This window comes from Bacillus sp. FSL R5-0712, from assembly GCF_038593285.1.
Taxonomy (GTDB): domain Bacteria; phylum Bacillota; class Bacilli; order Bacillales; family Bacillaceae; genus Bacillus; species Bacillus safensis.
Genome location: NZ_CP151981.1, coordinates 18,629 through 32,829 on the forward strand (window position 1 = coordinate 18,629; position 14,201 = coordinate 32,829).

Below are 14,201 nucleotides of genomic sequence, written 5' to 3' on the forward strand. Positions count from 1 at the left end.
AACTGCTCTCTATTCATGAGAGCAGTTTTTTTATCGTTAAAAGAAGAGCGATTGCTTCTGATTTTGAGGAGTGGACAAGGCTTGCTGAAAAATACCACATAACTTTTCCACGCCCTCGGTCAGTGCTTTTTCATTCACATAGGAAAAGCTGAGGCGGATATAATTCTGTTTCGGCTCTCCAGGATAGCAGACAGAGCCAGGCAGAAAAGTAATTTGCTGCTTACGTGCTTCATGCAAAAGTGCTCGTGTATCGACCCATGAAGGAAAGCTGAGCCATAAATTGAGCCCGCCCTGTGGAATTTGCCACGTTACATCTGTCGGTGCGTGCTTCGTTAACACATCCATCATCAAATCGCGTCTCACCTTCAATGCGGTTCTTAGCTTCTTCGTATGATCAATCATTTTCTTCGATGTCAGAAACGGCAATATGGCCTTTTGTGTGAGGAGAGGGCTGCCTAAGTCATTATTGGCCTTTGCAGCTAATAAACGGTTAAATATCGAGCCTGACGCGGTGATAATCCCAATTCTGCATCCTGGAGCCAGTGTTTTACTTAATCCTCGTAAATAAATGACGTGTCCATCATGATCCAAGCTTTTAATAGGTGCTGGCGGCTTCTTTTCAAAATAAAGCTCACGATATGGGTCATCTTCTACAATGAGACAATCTATGCTTTGAGCCAGTAAGAGAAGCTGTTTTCTGCGTTTCATCGACATACTGGCCCCTGTCGGACTGTGGAAAGTAGGAATCGTATAGATGAGCTTCGGTTTATATTTATCACAAATGCTTTGAAGCTGCTTCATGTTCATTCCTTCATGATCGACAGGGACGGTAATGATTCTTGCTCCTCTGCCCATAAAGACATCAATGGCCCCGGGATAGGTCGGTGCTTCCATGACAACCACATCATCCGGCCCAATAAACGTACGTGCCACCAAATCAAGCCCTTGCTGAGAACCACTTGTTACAAGGATATTTTCAGGGGTAGACGGCACATCCAACTTTTCTAAAAAGGACTGAATGACTTGTCGCAGCTGAAGATCACCTTGTATTTCACCATACTTCGACATGATTTGAGGATGTCTGGCTAGCACATGCTGCATTTCTTTTTCTAAATACCGGTTTGGCAAAAGACCTGGATCGATCATAGAGGAAGAAAGGTTAATGGCTTCTTCGACATAGTGATACTGAGCGAATTGAGACCGTGGTAAATAATCTGGAATCGACAACTGCCAATCGAAAGAAGTAGATGATGGAACCGGGGTCTCTGCCTGCTCTTGCTGCTCATCCACAAAAGTTCCTTTACCTTGCACTGTCGTTAAATAACCATCGTCCTTTAATCGAGTATATGCCTTAGCTGCCGTGACAAGACTTACATTCAGCTGCTTAGCTAAATCACGGACAGTTGGCAGCTTTTCTCCTTGCTGAAGCAAACCCGATTGAATGTGATCGATGATTGAAAAGTAAATTTGATTTGAAAGAGATGTATCAGAGTGCCGATGGATATCAATATGCATGAAACCCCTCCATAGAATGCAAAATTGTTATACATGATTTTTAATTGTTATAGTTGTATTATAGCATGTAAATCACACTTGAAAGAGAAAACGACATGTTTTTAGCTGTAAATCCTTTATATACAAGGGTTTATTCTTTTTTATCCGCTGGTTGAATTGTTATACTATTCTCTTTATTGTTATACTTCCTCGCTTGTATGATAAAGATGTTGAATGAATCGAATAGACAAATGGGAGGAAACTATTGTGAGCAATAAGGGAACTGAACGAGTGAAACGTGGAATGGCAGAAATGCAAAAGGGCGGCGTCATTATGGATGTCGTCAATGCGGAGCAGGCAAAAATTGCAGAAGAAGCAGGTGCGGTGGCAGTCATGGCACTAGAACGAGTACCAGCTGATATCCGTGCAGCAGGCGGTGTTGCCCGTATGGCAGACCCAAGAATCGTAGAGGAAGTACAAAATGCAGTAACGATTCCAGTCATGGCAAAAGCACGTATCGGCCACATCGTCGAGGCTCGTGTTCTTGAAGCACTTGGTGTTGATTATATCGATGAGAGTGAAGTGCTGACGCCCGCAGATGAGGAATTCCATTTAAATAAAAATGAATACACAGTACCTTTTGTCTGTGGATGCCGCGATTTAGGTGAGGCAACCCGCCGTATCGCAGAAGGCGCTTCTATGCTTCGTACAAAAGGAGAACCTGGGACAGGCAACATCGTAGAAGCTGTGCGTCATATGAGAAAGGTCAATGCTCAGATTCGTAAAGTATCGGCTATGAGTGAAGATGAATTGATGACAGAAGCCAAGAATCTTGGCGCGCCTTATGAATTATTGCTGCAAATCAAAAGAGATGGCAAGCTGCCAGTTGTGAACTTTGCTGCAGGAGGCGTTGCGACACCAGCAGATGCTGCGTTAATGATGCAGCTTGGAGCAGACGGTGTATTTGTCGGATCTGGTATTTTCAAATCAGACAATCCAGCTAAATTTGCAAAAGCAATTGTTGAAGCAACGACTCATTACACTGATTACCGTCTCATTGCAGACCTTTCAAAAGAGCTTGGAACAGCTATGAAAGGAATTGAAATTTCAAATCTACTGCCAGAAGAACGTATGCAAGAGCGTGGCTGGTAATTAAGGGAGCGCAAACGAACATGCTGACAATTGGTGTACTTGGGCTTCAAGGAGCGGTGAGAGAGCATATTCAATCGATTGAAGCCTGCGGCGCAGAAGGGAAGATCATCAAACGTGTAGAAGAGCTAGAATCCGTTGACGGTTTGATTATCCCTGGTGGAGAAAGTACGACGATGAGGAGACTTATGGATACGTATCAATTCATTGAACCGATCAAAGCGTTCGCTGCTAAAGGGAAACCGATTTTCGGGACATGTGCCGGTTTGATTATGCTGGCTAAGCATATCGAAGATCGAGAAGATGCTCATCTTGGCCTGTTAAATGTATCTGTTGCACGGAACTCTTTTGGCAGACAGGTAGACAGTTTTGAAGCAGATTTAAAAGTAAAAGGACTGGATGCGCCGTTTACAGGGGTATTCATCCGTGCGCCTCATATCATCAGCGCAGATAATGACGTAGAAATCATGGCTGAATATGATGGCAGGATTGTGATGGCGAAAGAAAACAATATCTTAGGCTGCTCTTTTCATCCAGAGCTGACAGACGATCACCGGTTAACACAGCTGTTTGTAGACATGGTGAAGTCCTACAAAACGAAGCTTGCTGTATAAAACGGTTGAAAAGAGATAAAACTTATAGTACATTAAAATCACAATCAAAGATCGAAAAAGCGTTGACGGGAAATAGTAAGAAGCCCCTCTTTCTCAGAGAGCCGATGGTTGGTGAGAATCGGTGAAAGATGCATTCTGAATCCATCCTTGAGCGAAATGCTGAAACACGAGAAGTAAGCATTTACGGTGATACCGTTACAGAGGAAAGAGGAAAGCGTGCTTCTGCATGTTTTCAATCAGGGTGGCAACGCGAGAGCTCTCGTCCCTTTCATGGGATGAGGGCTCTTTTTATTTTTCGATAAAAAAAGGAGTGTTACACATGCTTGATATTAAACAACTGCGCACGGACTTTGATCAAATCAAAGAAAAATTAGCACACCGAGGCGAAGATTTAGCGGATTTTGATAAGTTTGGTGAGCTAGATCAAAAAAGAAGAGAATTAATCGGGAAAACAGAAGAATTAAAGAGCCGAAGAAATGAAGTATCACAGCAAGTGGCCGTTCTAAAAAGAGAAAAGAAAGACGCCGATCACATTATTCAAGAAATGCGTGAGGTAGGAGATGAGATCAAGAAGCTGGATGATGAGCTAAGAACAGTAGAAGAAAGCCTGCAGCACATCCTGTTCTCAATTCCAAATATCCCTCATGACTCTGTACCAGTTGGTGAAACAGAAGACGACAACGTGGAAGTGAGAAAATGGGGCGAACAGCCAGCCTTCTCATTTGAGCCAAAACCACATTGGGACGTAGCTGATGAGCTAAAAATCCTTGATTTTGAACGTGCAGGAAAAGTGACAGGAAGCCGTTTCGTTTTTTATAAAGGGCTTGGTGCCCGCTTAGAGCGCGCATTGTATAACTTTATGCTCGATTTACATGTGGATGAGTTTGGTTTTACTGAAGTGCTTCCACCTTATATGGTCAACAGAGCAAGCATGACAGGAACTGGTCAGCTTCCAAAATTCGAAGAGGATGCCTTTAAAATACGTGAAGAAGATTACTTCCTCATTCCAACAGCAGAAGTGCCAATTACGAACATGCATCGCGACGAAATTCTCGAAGGTGAACAGCTGCCAATCAACTATGCAGCATTCAGTGCTTGCTTTAGATCAGAAGCTGGATCTGCTGGAAGAGATACACGTGGACTCATCCGTCAGCATCAATTTAACAAGGTAGAGCTTGTGAAATTTGTCAGACCAGAAGATTCTTATGAAGAATTAGAGAAACTAACAAATCAAGCAGAAAAAGTTCTTCAGCTATTGAACCTGCCATACCGTGTCATGAGCATGTGTACGGGAGATTTAGGATTCACAGCTGCGAAGAAATACGATATCGAAGTGTGGATTCCGAGCCAGAATACGTACCGTGAAATTTCTTCTTGCAGTAACTTCGAAGCATTCCAGGCAAGACGTGCAAACATTCGTTTCCGTCCAGAACCTAAAGCGAAGCCAGAACATGTCCACACATTAAATGGATCTGGATTAGCGGTAGGAAGAACTGTAGCGGCTATTTTAGAAAACTATCAACAAGAGGACGGCACAGTGATCATTCCTGAAGTACTGCGTCCTTATATGGGAAATAAAGAAGTGATGAAATAAGATGCCGTCAAGGCATCTTTTTCTTTTTACCAAAAGTCCTACAGTTTTCCTGAATTTAGCCGATAAAAAAATTAAAAGCTTCTAGGAAAGAAGGAATAACCTTGAATAGGCTTGACTATTATGTTGAAATGGCTCATTTACTTAGAAAGGTACTAGATGAAAGTATTCTTTTCGGCATCACAGATACAGAGAAGATACTTTGTTATTACCCGTCTAACACAATAGATTTTGGTATGAAAGTTGGAGACCCATTGAACCCAGAAGACCAAAATGTGGCGACGACATTAAGAGGACAAGAATATGACGGTCATTTACCAGAGCATTTATATGGTTATGAAATTGCTGTAAAAGGTTACCCGATTTTTGATGAAGATAGAAAAGTAATTGGCTCTTTTTTAGTGGCATTTTCACATCATCGTGAAAAGAAATTAAGCGGTTATATGGAGCAAATCAATAAAGTAGCGAAAGAACTCCAAGGTGGAATTGAGCAAATTGCTGCACATTCTCAAGAACTGGCTGCCACAAGTTTAGAAATAAGCGAACAGGCAGGAAGAGCGGAAGAGAAATCTGCGAATATTGAAGAAGTCGTCAAAACCATTGGCGGGATCGCTAGACAAACAAATCTGCTCGGTTTAAACGCTGCAATTGAAGCCGCAAGAGCAGGCGAGAACGGAAAAGGGTTTGCTGTCGTTGCTGATGAAGTTCGCAAATTATCAGATGGCTCGAAGGAAGCGGCTGAAACCATTAATACATTTTTAAAAGAAATCCAAGACAGCATTGGCACTTTGTCTGAAAACATCTCACAAATCAGCAGTTCAACAAATGAACAAGCCAAACAAGTGACAGACTTTACGAAGATTATCGAGTCATTAAATGACTTTAAAGTAGAGATGAATCAGTTTATTGAAGAAATGAGACAGGATACGAAATAGATCAAGAGCAGCCGTCAATGGCTACTTCAGCGTGTAGTCAAACCCTCGCATTCGTTGTCAGGTCTGCGCTTCGGTGCTCACGAATGTCAAATTCGCTCCGCTCCGGTGCTCGCCCTTCCTAGACTGCAAAGGTTTTCTATCACGCTGAAAAGAAGACAAAGGGCTAAAATCAAAATCATTTTAGCCCTTTGTCAACAATTTGGAGCAGCCATCAATGGCTGCTTTTTTATAGGCAAATATCATGCCGAAATCACATATTGAAATTTTTTTCGAAAAGATGTTGACTTCAAATAAAATGATATGGTATATTAATTCTTGTCGATACGGAGGAATACCCAAGTCCGGCTGAAGGGATCGGTCTTGAAAACCGACAGGGGTGTCAAAGCCCGCGGGGGTTCGAATCCCTCTTCCTCCGCCATATTGATTTTTTACCTTAGTTGAATTGAACGCAAGCATAAAAATTGGAAATTGTCAAACCGCTGCATTTCGCGAATGCAGCGGTTTTTTTATTTTGTTTTAGAGCGATTTTTTTGAATAACAGAAGCTATTTCATGAAGAATGGGATCAAGTGAGCTTTCATCATGAAGTAAGTCGTAATCTTCAATATTAATTTTAATCACTGGGCATATATCAAATTGTTCGATCCATTCCGTGTATCGAGTGTACATTTCTTCCCAATAAGCCCGGTCAGTTTGAGTTTCCATCTCTCTGCCGCGTTCCTCAATACGATGTAAAATATGATCTAAATCCCCGTGTAGATAGATGAGGACATCAGGGTGAGGGAAGTAAGGTGTCATCACCATCGCCTCAAATAGGCTTGTATACGTTTCATAATCAACCTCAGACATCGTACCTTTGTCCGCATGCATTTTTGCAAAAATGCCAGTATCCTCATAAATGGAACGATCTTGTACATATCCTCCGCCAGATTCAAAAATCCGCTTTTGCTCCTTAAAACGCTCAGCTAGGAAATAGACCTGTAAGTGGAAGCTCCATCTTTGGAAATCTGAATAAAAAGGCTCTAAATATGGGTTATCATCTACTTTTTCAAGAGAGGTTTGAAACCCTAGCTTGTCCGCTATTGTTTTGGTCATAGTTGATTTGCCGACACCAACAGTCCCGGCAATTGTGATGACTGCGTCCTTTGGTATTTCGATATTGTTCATAGCACTTGCTCCTTTATGTTCTGTACAATTTGCTGGTAATCTTGCTGTGAGGAAACGAAGTCTGTATGATCTCCTTCAATTGTAATGATAGGAAGCCCTGGCTCAGTCTGTTTTAAATGTTCAATAGCCAGCTCGTAATCTTCAATGAGTGTTTTTAAATAAGCTGGGTCAATGTCTTCTTCAAAAGAGCGTCCTCTCATCTGTATTCTTTCAAGTAAGGTGGGAAGGCTGGCTTTTATATAGATCATGGCATTTGGTTTAGGAAGATCGTCTGTTAGCAGGTGATAGATCTTTCTGTATTTATCCATGTGCTTTTTTGATAATGTTCTTTCTGCAAATATCATATTTTTATAGACGTGATAATCAGTGACAACTGGCTGCTGTTTATTCACATAGTTTTCTTCAATTGATTCTAACTGTTTGAACCGATTGCATAAAAAGAACATCTCAAGCTGAAAGCTCCATTGTTCCATATCTTCATAAAATTTATCTAAGAATGGATTTTCTTCTACAATCTCTTTTACTAAAGGAAATTGAAATTCCTTCGCAAGCATTGTAGCCAAAGTTGTTTTTCCGGCTCCAATCGGGCCTTCCACTGCAATAAAAGGGGCAGGATACATAGGCGTTCTCCTCTATCTATAAAGTTAAAGTTGTCAAACCAATGTATATTGTACCATACCCCTTCTAATAGATAGAGTGAATGGATTACGATGTCGTTCTTTTTTCAATATTAAATTGATCTGATAATAAGAGCCAATTTTGTGGGAAAGATAGACCTAATTTCCAATAAGCAATGCCGTTCAAATTTAGCTCTTTGATGAGGTTGAACTTTGCTTGAATTGATCTAGCGTCTTCGAACCAGACCTCATGCTCTTTGTTGTTGGCATCTGTATAACGAAAATGGGGTGCTTGTGCTGTTTCGTCGTATAAGATAGAGACATTGTGCTCTCTAGCAAGTGCAATTGCTTGTTGAGGACTGACGGCTTTGGCTATGGGGCCGCCCTGGACGAAAGGAAGTGTCCAATCATAGCCGTATAAATTCTGCCCCATTACAATTTTATTGGCAGGTATGACAGTTAGTGCATATTCAATGACTTGGCGGACAGGTCCAATTGGAGAGACAGCTTGTGGAGGGCCGCCGCTGTACCCCCATTCATAGGTCATCAATACAACGTGATCGACGATCTTACCGATCGCTTCATAGTCATGGGCTTCATACCATTTGCCCTTTTGCTGACTACTTGTTTTTGGTGCAAGTGCAACAGATATTGTCCATCCTTCTTGATGGAAACGGGCTGTTGCTTCTCTTAAAAATTGAATATAAGCATCTTTATCAGCAGGGCGTAAATATTCAAAATCAAAATGAATTTCCTTGAATTGATACTTTTTGGCAACACGAACAATTTCATTTAAAAATGCCGTTTTGACAGATTGGTTAGTTAAAAGAATACGCCCTAGTTCATCACTGAATTTTTCATTCTCTAGATTTGTCACCACCATGGTTAATACAGTTCTGTTCTGAGCGGCAATCTGGGGTAGTTGGTCTAACGGTGGTTCTCGCAGTGTCCCATCTCTTTGTGCTTGAAAACTAAAGACGTCTAAATGGGTTAAGTATGGGGAGGCCTCTCTAGCTGCCTGCTTTAAGTTTTCACTGACTTGATTTCCCCGTGGTTCAATATAAGCATTGGAATTAATGTTCCTTTTCGGTCTTTGTGGAATATAGAGCAAGAAACGAATAGGCAGTATCGCTTCAGGCCGAATTCTGTTCACGCGTGCCAATTCTTCCACTGAGATTTGAAACCGTCTACCAATTTGATATAGTGTGTCATTTTGTTTGACCTCATAAAATTGACCTCTAATTGGAATGACAATTGTTTGTCCAATGACGAGTTGATTTGGTGTTTCGATTTCGTTAGTACGGATGATTTCATTGACTGTCGTTTTAAAACGCATAGCAATGTCGTTTAAAGTATCTCCTCTTTTGACAACATAAATTTGAATAGTCAACGCCCCCTTTGTTATTGCTAACAATTTATGAGGGTTATAGCTAAATCATGTTTGATTTTCATTCGTGATTTCCTTAGCGGTAGTGATTTTGGCTAGAAGAACGTTCTCCATCATCGTTAAAGCGTAGTCGTTATCTCTGTCGTCGTTTGAAGCGATACAATCTTTAGGTACAATTAGATTGTATTCTCGCATGTATGCGTCATTTGCAGTGAATAAAACGCAAATGTTTCCGGCAATCCCAGTTAGAATAATGTCCTCAACACCTAATTCATTTAAGAGTGTCTCTAGTGCAGTACCGTAGAAGGCAGAATGCTTAGGTTTGATTAAGAAGTAATTATCTTTAGATGGTGTCATTTTCTCTAAAATAGGAGCGCTTCTTTCGTTTTTGCATGTTTCCATAACAGCTTGGATATCAGCCTTCCAAAGTCCGTAGTGATCGTTGATATAAATGATTGGCCAATTTTCCTTGAAAGCATGTTGTTTAAGAGCTAAAATTTTATTGGTCATTTGCTCTGTTTTTTCTGCAAGCACATGTCCCATTTCAAAATCAAAATCATTAATCATGTCGATAATAAGCAGCGCCTTTTTTTGCTTTGACAAAATAAGACCCCCTTTAAAAGATTGTGATAATATGTTAACCTCAATTTCCTTTTAAAAAACATGAAAAGAGAGCCGTGCCATGACGAAAGATGAAAAGTTTATGCAAGAAGCCATTTCTGAAGCCTTAAAAGCAGAACAAATAGGGGAAGTGCCGATTGGTGCGATCATTGTTGTTGATGATCAAATCGTGAGCCGGGCTCATAATTTAAGGGAAAGTGAGCAGCGTTCGATTGCACATGCAGAATTACTTGCTATTGATGAAGCATGTAAAGCGACAGGGAGCTGGCGTTTAGAAGATGCTGTGCTTTACGTTACGCTTGAGCCATGCCCAATGTGTGCGGGTGCTATTGTTCTCTCTAGAGTGAAAAAGGTCGTTTTTGGTGCATACGATCCAAAAGGTGGATGCGCAGGTACTTTAATGAATTTACTGGATGATGAACGGTTCAATCATCAGTCTGAGGTCATCGGTGGTGTACTTGAAAATCAGTGTGGTGAGCTGTTAAGTCAGTTCTTCCGAAATCTCCGTCAGCGAAAGAAACAAGCCAAAAGTAAATGAATGGATGTCGTTTGCAATTTGAGCTATAAGAAGGTATACTTATGTCTGCGTCACTAACAATTTAATATTCATTTTGCCGTGCTAAGCGGGGAGGTAGCGGTGCCCTGTACTCGCAATCCGCTCTAGCGAGGCCGAATCCCTTCTCGAGGTTCGTTTACTTCAAGGTCTGCCTTAAATAAGTGGTGTTGACGTCTGGGTCCTGCGCAATGGGAATTCATGAACCATGTCAGATCCGGAAGGAAGCAGCATTAAGTGAAACCTCTCATGTGCCGCAGGGTTGCCTGGGCCGAGCTAACTGTTTAAGTAACGCTTGGGGTAGCGAATCGACAGAAGGTGCACGGTAAATCAATATTAAATGTAACTCATCTAGTTTAACTAGGTGAGTTTTTTGTTGCTGTTCAAAGAATAGCTTAACTGCTTTGGTTATACAAATAGATAAAAAGTCTTTTTGGAGCCATTTGTTTTTTTCACTAACCGCAAAAAGAACTGCTGTTCTGTTTGGAGTTTCAGGTCTTTTTACAAAGCTAGAAAATACGTTTTTAATACATAGAAAGTAGAAAATCTCTAGTTGAAATCATCTTTTTGGCATATTAGAAAATAAAGGTGTGCTTTTGAATTGATCGGTGCATCATGTATAATGAAAAGGATGATAAATGGAGGAGGGCGTATTTGTGAGTTATCAAGCTTTATATCGAGTGTTCAGACCTCAAGTTTTTGAGGATGTTGTTGGACAAGAACACATCACAAAAACGTTGCAAAATGCCCTTTTGCAGAAAAAGTTTTCTCATGCTTACTTATTTTCAGGTCCTAGAGGAACAGGTAAAACAAGTGCTGCCAAAATCTTTGCTAAGGCAGTGAACTGTGAAAAGTCACCTGTTAGCGAGCCGTGTAATGAATGTGATGCCTGTAAAGGGATTACAAACGGTTCAATTTCAGACGTGATTGAAATAGATGCTGCCTCGAATAACGGGGTAGATGAAATCCGGGATATACGTGATAAAGTGAAATTTGCTCCTTCGGCGGTTACATATAAGGTTTATATTATAGATGAAGTACATATGCTCTCTATCGGTGCATTTAATGCTCTCCTTAAAACGCTGGAAGAACCGCCTGCTCATTGTATCTTTATTTTGGCTACCACAGAGCCCCATAAGATTCCTCTTACCATCATATCTCGTTGTCAGCGATTTGATTTTAAACGAATCACGAGTAAAGATATTGTTGGAAGAATGGAGAAAATTGTAGATGCAGAAGGCCTTGACGTACAGGAGGGTTCGCTCGAGATTATTGCTAGTGCAGCTGATGGCGGTATGCGTGATGCACTAAGTCTCTTGGATCAAGCGATCTCATTTAGTGGTGAACAATTGACAATTGATGATGCGCTGCTCATTACAGGTGCTGTATCTCAGCATTTCATTAGTCAGCTTGCTGAAGCAATTTTTGATCAAAATATTGCCACAGCGTTAGATACATTAAATGAATTGCTCCAGCAGGGGAAAGATGCTGCTAAATTAATAGAGGATATGATTTTTTACTTTAGAGATATGCTGCTTTATAAAACGGCACCAGATCTCGAGGGGGTCCTTGAAAAGGTAAAGGTCGACGAAAGTTTCGTGGCGCTGTCAGATCGTGTGACACCTCAGTTTCTGTATGAAACCATTGAAGTCCTGAATAAAAGCCACCAAGAAATGAAATGGACAAATCATCCAAGGATTTTCTTTGAGGTAGCTGTTGTAAAGCTGTGTCAGTCAACAGCAGGATTGACACAAGGCCATGCTGAAGCTGATTTAACGGCGCTAACAGATAAAATAAACAGGCTGGAACAGGAACTATCGAGGCTAAGAGCCGAAGGTGTACCAATGTCTCCATCTCATAGCCCTCAAGAAAAAAAGGAAGCGTCTCGACCACAAACGAGTAACAAAAATGGCTATCGTGCTCCTGTCGGCCGAATTCATGAGATTCTAAAAGAAGCGAAACGGCCTGAGTTAGAAAAAATTAAAGGCAAATGGGGAGAGCTCCTTGCCCAGTTGAAACAGCAGAATAAGGTGTCTCACGCTGCGTTATTAACGGACAGTGAGCCAGTTGCGGCTGCTTCGCATGCCTTTGTTTTAAAATTCAAATTTGAAATACATTGTAAAATGGTTGCTGAAGATAAAAGCGGTGTTCGGACCAATCTTGAACAACTGCTAGAGTCTATGTTAGGAAAAAGAGTGGAATTAGTTGGCGTTCCTGACGCTCAATGGGGTAAAATAAGAGAAGAATTTTTAAGAGATCATCAGCCGGATGAACAAGCAGATGGTCAGGGAACTTCTACTGAAGAGGATCCATTGATTGCGGAAGCAAAAAAATTAGTAGGAACTGATTTAATTGAAATTAAAGATTAATAAAAATGAAAGAGAGTGGTGTTCATATGCGCGGTGGAATGGGAAATATGCAAAAAATGATGAAACAAATGCAAAAAATGCAAAAGGATATGGCGAAGGCTCAAGAAGAGCTTGCAGAAAAAGTTCTTGAAGGTACAGCTGGTGGCGGTATGGTCACTGTAAAAGTAAATGGACAAAAAGAAGTCGTTGATGTAGCAATTAATGAAGAAGTTGTTGATCCAGAAGATATCGATATGCTTCAAGATCTTGTACTTGCTGCGACAAACGATGCATTGAAAAAAGTCGATGAGCTAACGAATGAAACGATGGGTCAATTCACAAAAGGAATGAACATGCCAGGTTTATTCTAGGAGGAATAACTGAAGATGCAATATCCTGAACCAATATCAAAGCTGATTGACAGCTTTATGAAATTGCCAGGAATCGGACCGAAAACTGCGGTCCGTCTGGCTTTTTTTGTTCTTAGTATGCAGGAAGATGTCGTACTAGATTTTGCGAAGGCGCTTGTAAATGCAAAGCGTAATTTAACTTATTGTTCGGTATGCGGTCATATCACAGACCAAGATCCTTGCTATATTTGTGAAGATACAAGAAGAGATCAATCTGTTATCTGTGTAGTGCAGGATCCAAAAGATGTAATCGCAATGGAAAAAATGAAAGAATACAACGGCTTATATCATGTGCTTCATGGTGCCATTTCGCCAATGGACGGAATTGGCCCAGAGGATATTAAAATTCCTGACCTATTAAAAAGATTGCAAGACGATCAAGTGACAGAGGTGATCCTTGCAACCAATCCAAACATTGAAGGAGAAGCAACAGCCATGTATATCTCCAGATTGTTAAAACCATCAGGAATTAAACTCTCTCGCATTGCTCACGGACTTCCAGTAGGCGGGGATTTAGAGTATGCGGATGAAGTTACACTGTCTAAGGCTCTAGAAGGCAGACGTGAGATGTAGGAAGGAGAAGTACGGTACATGGGTTTTCTTCGCAGAAAATCAATTCGAAAAGAATTCGATGAGAAATTAATTCAACAGCTTTTTAAGCAAAAGGAAGAATGGAACAGACAAAAAAAGCTTGTCGCAAATAGCGTTGAGCCTTCACCGGACATTCTATTCGAATTAAAGCTTGCTCAAGCAAAGTACTTTTTCTATCTGAGAGAAGCGAAAAAGAGAAATTTACGTTTAAACAACTGGAAATAGCAGGTCTATTATACATAGTCCTCTCATATGCTTGTACTATTCATATGAAGAGGAGATGAGAGGATTATGGAACCTGTTATTGTGATCGGGTCAATTTTGCTAGCTGTGCTATTGTTGTTTATGTCAGGTGTGCAGGCGAATCCATTCAAATGGTTAGGGCTTATCGGAGTGAAGTTTATAGCAGGCGCTCTTTTTTTATTTTGCCTCAACCTATTTGGCGAGAGTCTAGGATTACATGTCTCTATTAACCCTGTAACGAGTGGAATTAGTGGTTTATTGGGTATTCCGGGCGTAGCAGCTTTAATCGTTATTGAAAAGTTTATTATTTAATGAAAAATATTATTGACTTTGATTCGATAGGGTGGTAAATTAATATACGTCGCTGATGACGAAGAAACGAAAAAACATAATAACAAAAAAGTTGTTGACACTAACAACTTGGATGTGATAAGATGTTCTAGTCGCTTCTGAAGCGGTAAACAAGTTCTTTGAAAACTAAA

The 14,201-nt window shown here is 40.8% G+C and carries 15 protein-coding genes, 1 tRNA gene, 1 other RNA gene and 1 other annotated feature; of the genes, 12 read left to right on the forward strand and 5 right to left on the reverse strand.

Annotation, left to right across the window (positions count from 1 at the left end):
- Positions 1–36 precede the first annotated feature (36 nt).
- Positions 37–1,515 carry a PLP-dependent aminotransferase family protein gene (locus NSU11_RS00080; RefSeq protein WP_135033256.1) on the reverse strand — a complete coding sequence of 493 codons (1,479 nt, stop codon included), beginning with the start codon at positions 1,513–1,515 and terminating at the stop codon, positions 37–39.
- Between the two features lie 246 nt (positions 1,516–1,761).
- On the opposite strand from NSU11_RS00080, the gene pdxS reads away from it, so the two are divergent.
- The 5 genes from pdxS to NSU11_RS00105 all read left to right on the forward strand — a co-directional run bounded on the left by pdxS (position 1,762) and on the right by NSU11_RS00105 (position 6,201).
- Positions 1,762–2,646, forward strand: a complete 885-nt coding sequence (gene pdxS, locus NSU11_RS00085) for a pyridoxal 5'-phosphate synthase lyase subunit PdxS (protein ID WP_024425756.1) — start codon at positions 1,762–1,764, stop codon at positions 2,644–2,646.
- 20 nt (positions 2,647–2,666) lie between these two features.
- Complete coding sequence (gene pdxT, locus NSU11_RS00090; RefSeq protein ID WP_025092700.1) at positions 2,667–3,257, forward strand: pyridoxal 5'-phosphate synthase glutaminase subunit PdxT; 591 nt, start codon at positions 2,667–2,669, stop codon at positions 3,255–3,257.
- Between the two features lie 53 nt (positions 3,258–3,310).
- Positions 3,311–3,527, forward strand: a binding site (T-box leader).
- A 49-nt stretch (positions 3,528–3,576) separates the two neighbouring features.
- Positions 3,577–4,851, forward strand: coding sequence for a serine--tRNA ligase (gene serS / locus NSU11_RS00095; protein ID WP_024426746.1), 1,275 nt, complete (start codon positions 3,577–3,579; stop codon positions 4,849–4,851).
- Positions 4,852–4,952: 101 nt separating this feature from the next.
- The gene (locus NSU11_RS00100) at positions 4,953–5,783 is read left to right on the forward strand and encodes a methyl-accepting chemotaxis protein (RefSeq protein WP_149126081.1); all 831 of its coding nucleotides are present in this window, start codon (positions 4,953–4,955) and stop codon (positions 5,781–5,783) included.
- Positions 5,784–6,108: 325 nt separating this feature from the next.
- Positions 6,109–6,201, forward strand: a tRNA-Ser gene (locus tag NSU11_RS00105).
- Between the two features lie 88 nt (positions 6,202–6,289).
- Here NSU11_RS00105 and NSU11_RS00110 read toward each other — a convergent pair.
- The 4 genes from NSU11_RS00110 to NSU11_RS00125 all read right to left on the reverse strand — a co-directional run bounded on the left by NSU11_RS00110 (position 6,290) and on the right by NSU11_RS00125 (position 9,556).
- Positions 6,290–6,949, reverse strand: coding sequence for a deoxynucleoside kinase (locus tag NSU11_RS00110; RefSeq protein ID WP_149126080.1), 660 nt, complete (start codon positions 6,947–6,949; stop codon positions 6,290–6,292).
- Complete coding sequence (locus NSU11_RS00115) at positions 6,946–7,569, reverse strand: deoxynucleoside kinase (protein WP_024425759.1); 624 nt, start codon at positions 7,567–7,569, stop codon at positions 6,946–6,948. The genes NSU11_RS00110 and NSU11_RS00115 overlap by 4 nt, the downstream gene beginning before the upstream one ends.
- Before the next feature lie 85 nt (positions 7,570–7,654).
- Positions 7,655–8,956 carry a glycoside hydrolase family 18 protein gene (locus NSU11_RS00120; protein ID WP_025092701.1) on the reverse strand — a complete coding sequence of 434 codons (1,302 nt, stop codon included), beginning with the start codon at positions 8,954–8,956 and terminating at the stop codon, positions 7,655–7,657.
- Positions 8,957–9,001: 45 nt separating this feature from the next.
- The gene (locus NSU11_RS00125) at positions 9,002–9,556 is read right to left on the reverse strand and encodes an isochorismatase family cysteine hydrolase (RefSeq protein ID WP_024426742.1); all 555 of its coding nucleotides are present in this window, start codon (positions 9,554–9,556) and stop codon (positions 9,002–9,004) included.
- A 79-nt stretch (positions 9,557–9,635) separates the two neighbouring features.
- Here NSU11_RS00125 and tadA point away from each other — a divergent pair, with 79 nt between their 5' ends.
- The 7 genes from tadA to NSU11_RS00160 all read left to right on the forward strand — a co-directional run bounded on the left by tadA (position 9,636) and on the right by NSU11_RS00160 (position 14,031).
- Positions 9,636–10,112: a tRNA adenosine(34) deaminase TadA gene (gene tadA / locus NSU11_RS00130; protein ID WP_024426741.1), complete on the forward strand. Its 477-nt coding sequence runs from the start codon at positions 9,636–9,638 to the stop codon at positions 10,110–10,112.
- Positions 10,113–10,188: 76 nt separating this feature from the next.
- Positions 10,189–10,453, forward strand: an RNA gene (gene ffs / locus NSU11_RS00135) — signal recognition particle sRNA large type.
- Between the two features lie 330 nt (positions 10,454–10,783).
- A complete protein-coding gene (gene dnaX / locus NSU11_RS00140) occupies positions 10,784–12,496 on the forward strand; it encodes a DNA polymerase III subunit gamma/tau (protein ID WP_149126079.1) in 1,713 nt (570 codons plus the stop codon).
- Between the two features lie 26 nt (positions 12,497–12,522).
- A complete protein-coding gene (locus NSU11_RS00145; protein ID WP_008342011.1) occupies positions 12,523–12,846 on the forward strand; it encodes a YbaB/EbfC family nucleoid-associated protein in 324 nt (107 codons plus the stop codon).
- Between the two features lie 15 nt (positions 12,847–12,861).
- Complete coding sequence (gene recR, locus NSU11_RS00150; RefSeq protein WP_003218094.1) at positions 12,862–13,458, forward strand: recombination protein RecR; 597 nt, start codon at positions 12,862–12,864, stop codon at positions 13,456–13,458.
- An 18-nt stretch (positions 13,459–13,476) separates the two neighbouring features.
- Positions 13,477–13,701: a YaaL family protein gene (locus NSU11_RS00155; RefSeq protein WP_024425764.1), complete on the forward strand. Its 225-nt coding sequence runs from the start codon at positions 13,477–13,479 to the stop codon at positions 13,699–13,701.
- 66 nt (positions 13,702–13,767) lie between these two features.
- The gene (locus tag NSU11_RS00160; RefSeq protein WP_024425765.1) at positions 13,768–14,031 is read left to right on the forward strand and encodes a pro-sigmaK processing inhibitor BofA family protein; all 264 of its coding nucleotides are present in this window, start codon (positions 13,768–13,770) and stop codon (positions 14,029–14,031) included.
- Positions 14,032–14,201: the final 170 nt, after the last annotated feature.

Excerpts from the sequence above, each read along its gene's own strand:
- NSU11_RS00080 (WP_135033256.1), bottom strand. The coding sequence starts at position 1,515 with ATGCATATTGATATCCATCGGCACTCTGATACATCTCTTTCAAATCAA.
- pdxT (WP_025092700.1), top strand. The coding sequence starts at position 2,667 with ATGCTGACAATTGGTGTACTTGGGCTTCAAGGAGCGGTGAGAGAGCAT.
- serS (WP_024426746.1), top strand. The coding sequence starts at position 3,577 with ATGCTTGATATTAAACAACTGCGCACGGACTTTGATCAAATCAAAGAA.
- NSU11_RS00110 (WP_149126080.1), bottom strand. The coding sequence starts at position 6,949 with ATGAACAATATCGAAATACCAAAGGACGCAGTCATCACAATTGCCGGG.
- NSU11_RS00115 (WP_024425759.1), bottom strand. The coding sequence starts at position 7,569 with ATGTATCCTGCCCCTTTTATTGCAGTGGAAGGCCCGATTGGAGCCGGA.
- tadA (WP_024426741.1), top strand. The coding sequence starts at position 9,636 with ATGACGAAAGATGAAAAGTTTATGCAAGAAGCCATTTCTGAAGCCTTA.
- NSU11_RS00145 (WP_008342011.1), top strand. The coding sequence starts at position 12,523 with ATGCGCGGTGGAATGGGAAATATGCAAAAAATGATGAAACAAATGCAA.
- recR (WP_003218094.1), top strand. The coding sequence starts at position 12,862 with ATGCAATATCCTGAACCAATATCAAAGCTGATTGACAGCTTTATGAAA.
- NSU11_RS00155 (WP_024425764.1), top strand. The coding sequence starts at position 13,477 with ATGGGTTTTCTTCGCAGAAAATCAATTCGAAAAGAATTCGATGAGAAA.
- NSU11_RS00160 (WP_024425765.1), top strand. The coding sequence starts at position 13,768 with ATGGAACCTGTTATTGTGATCGGGTCAATTTTGCTAGCTGTGCTATTG.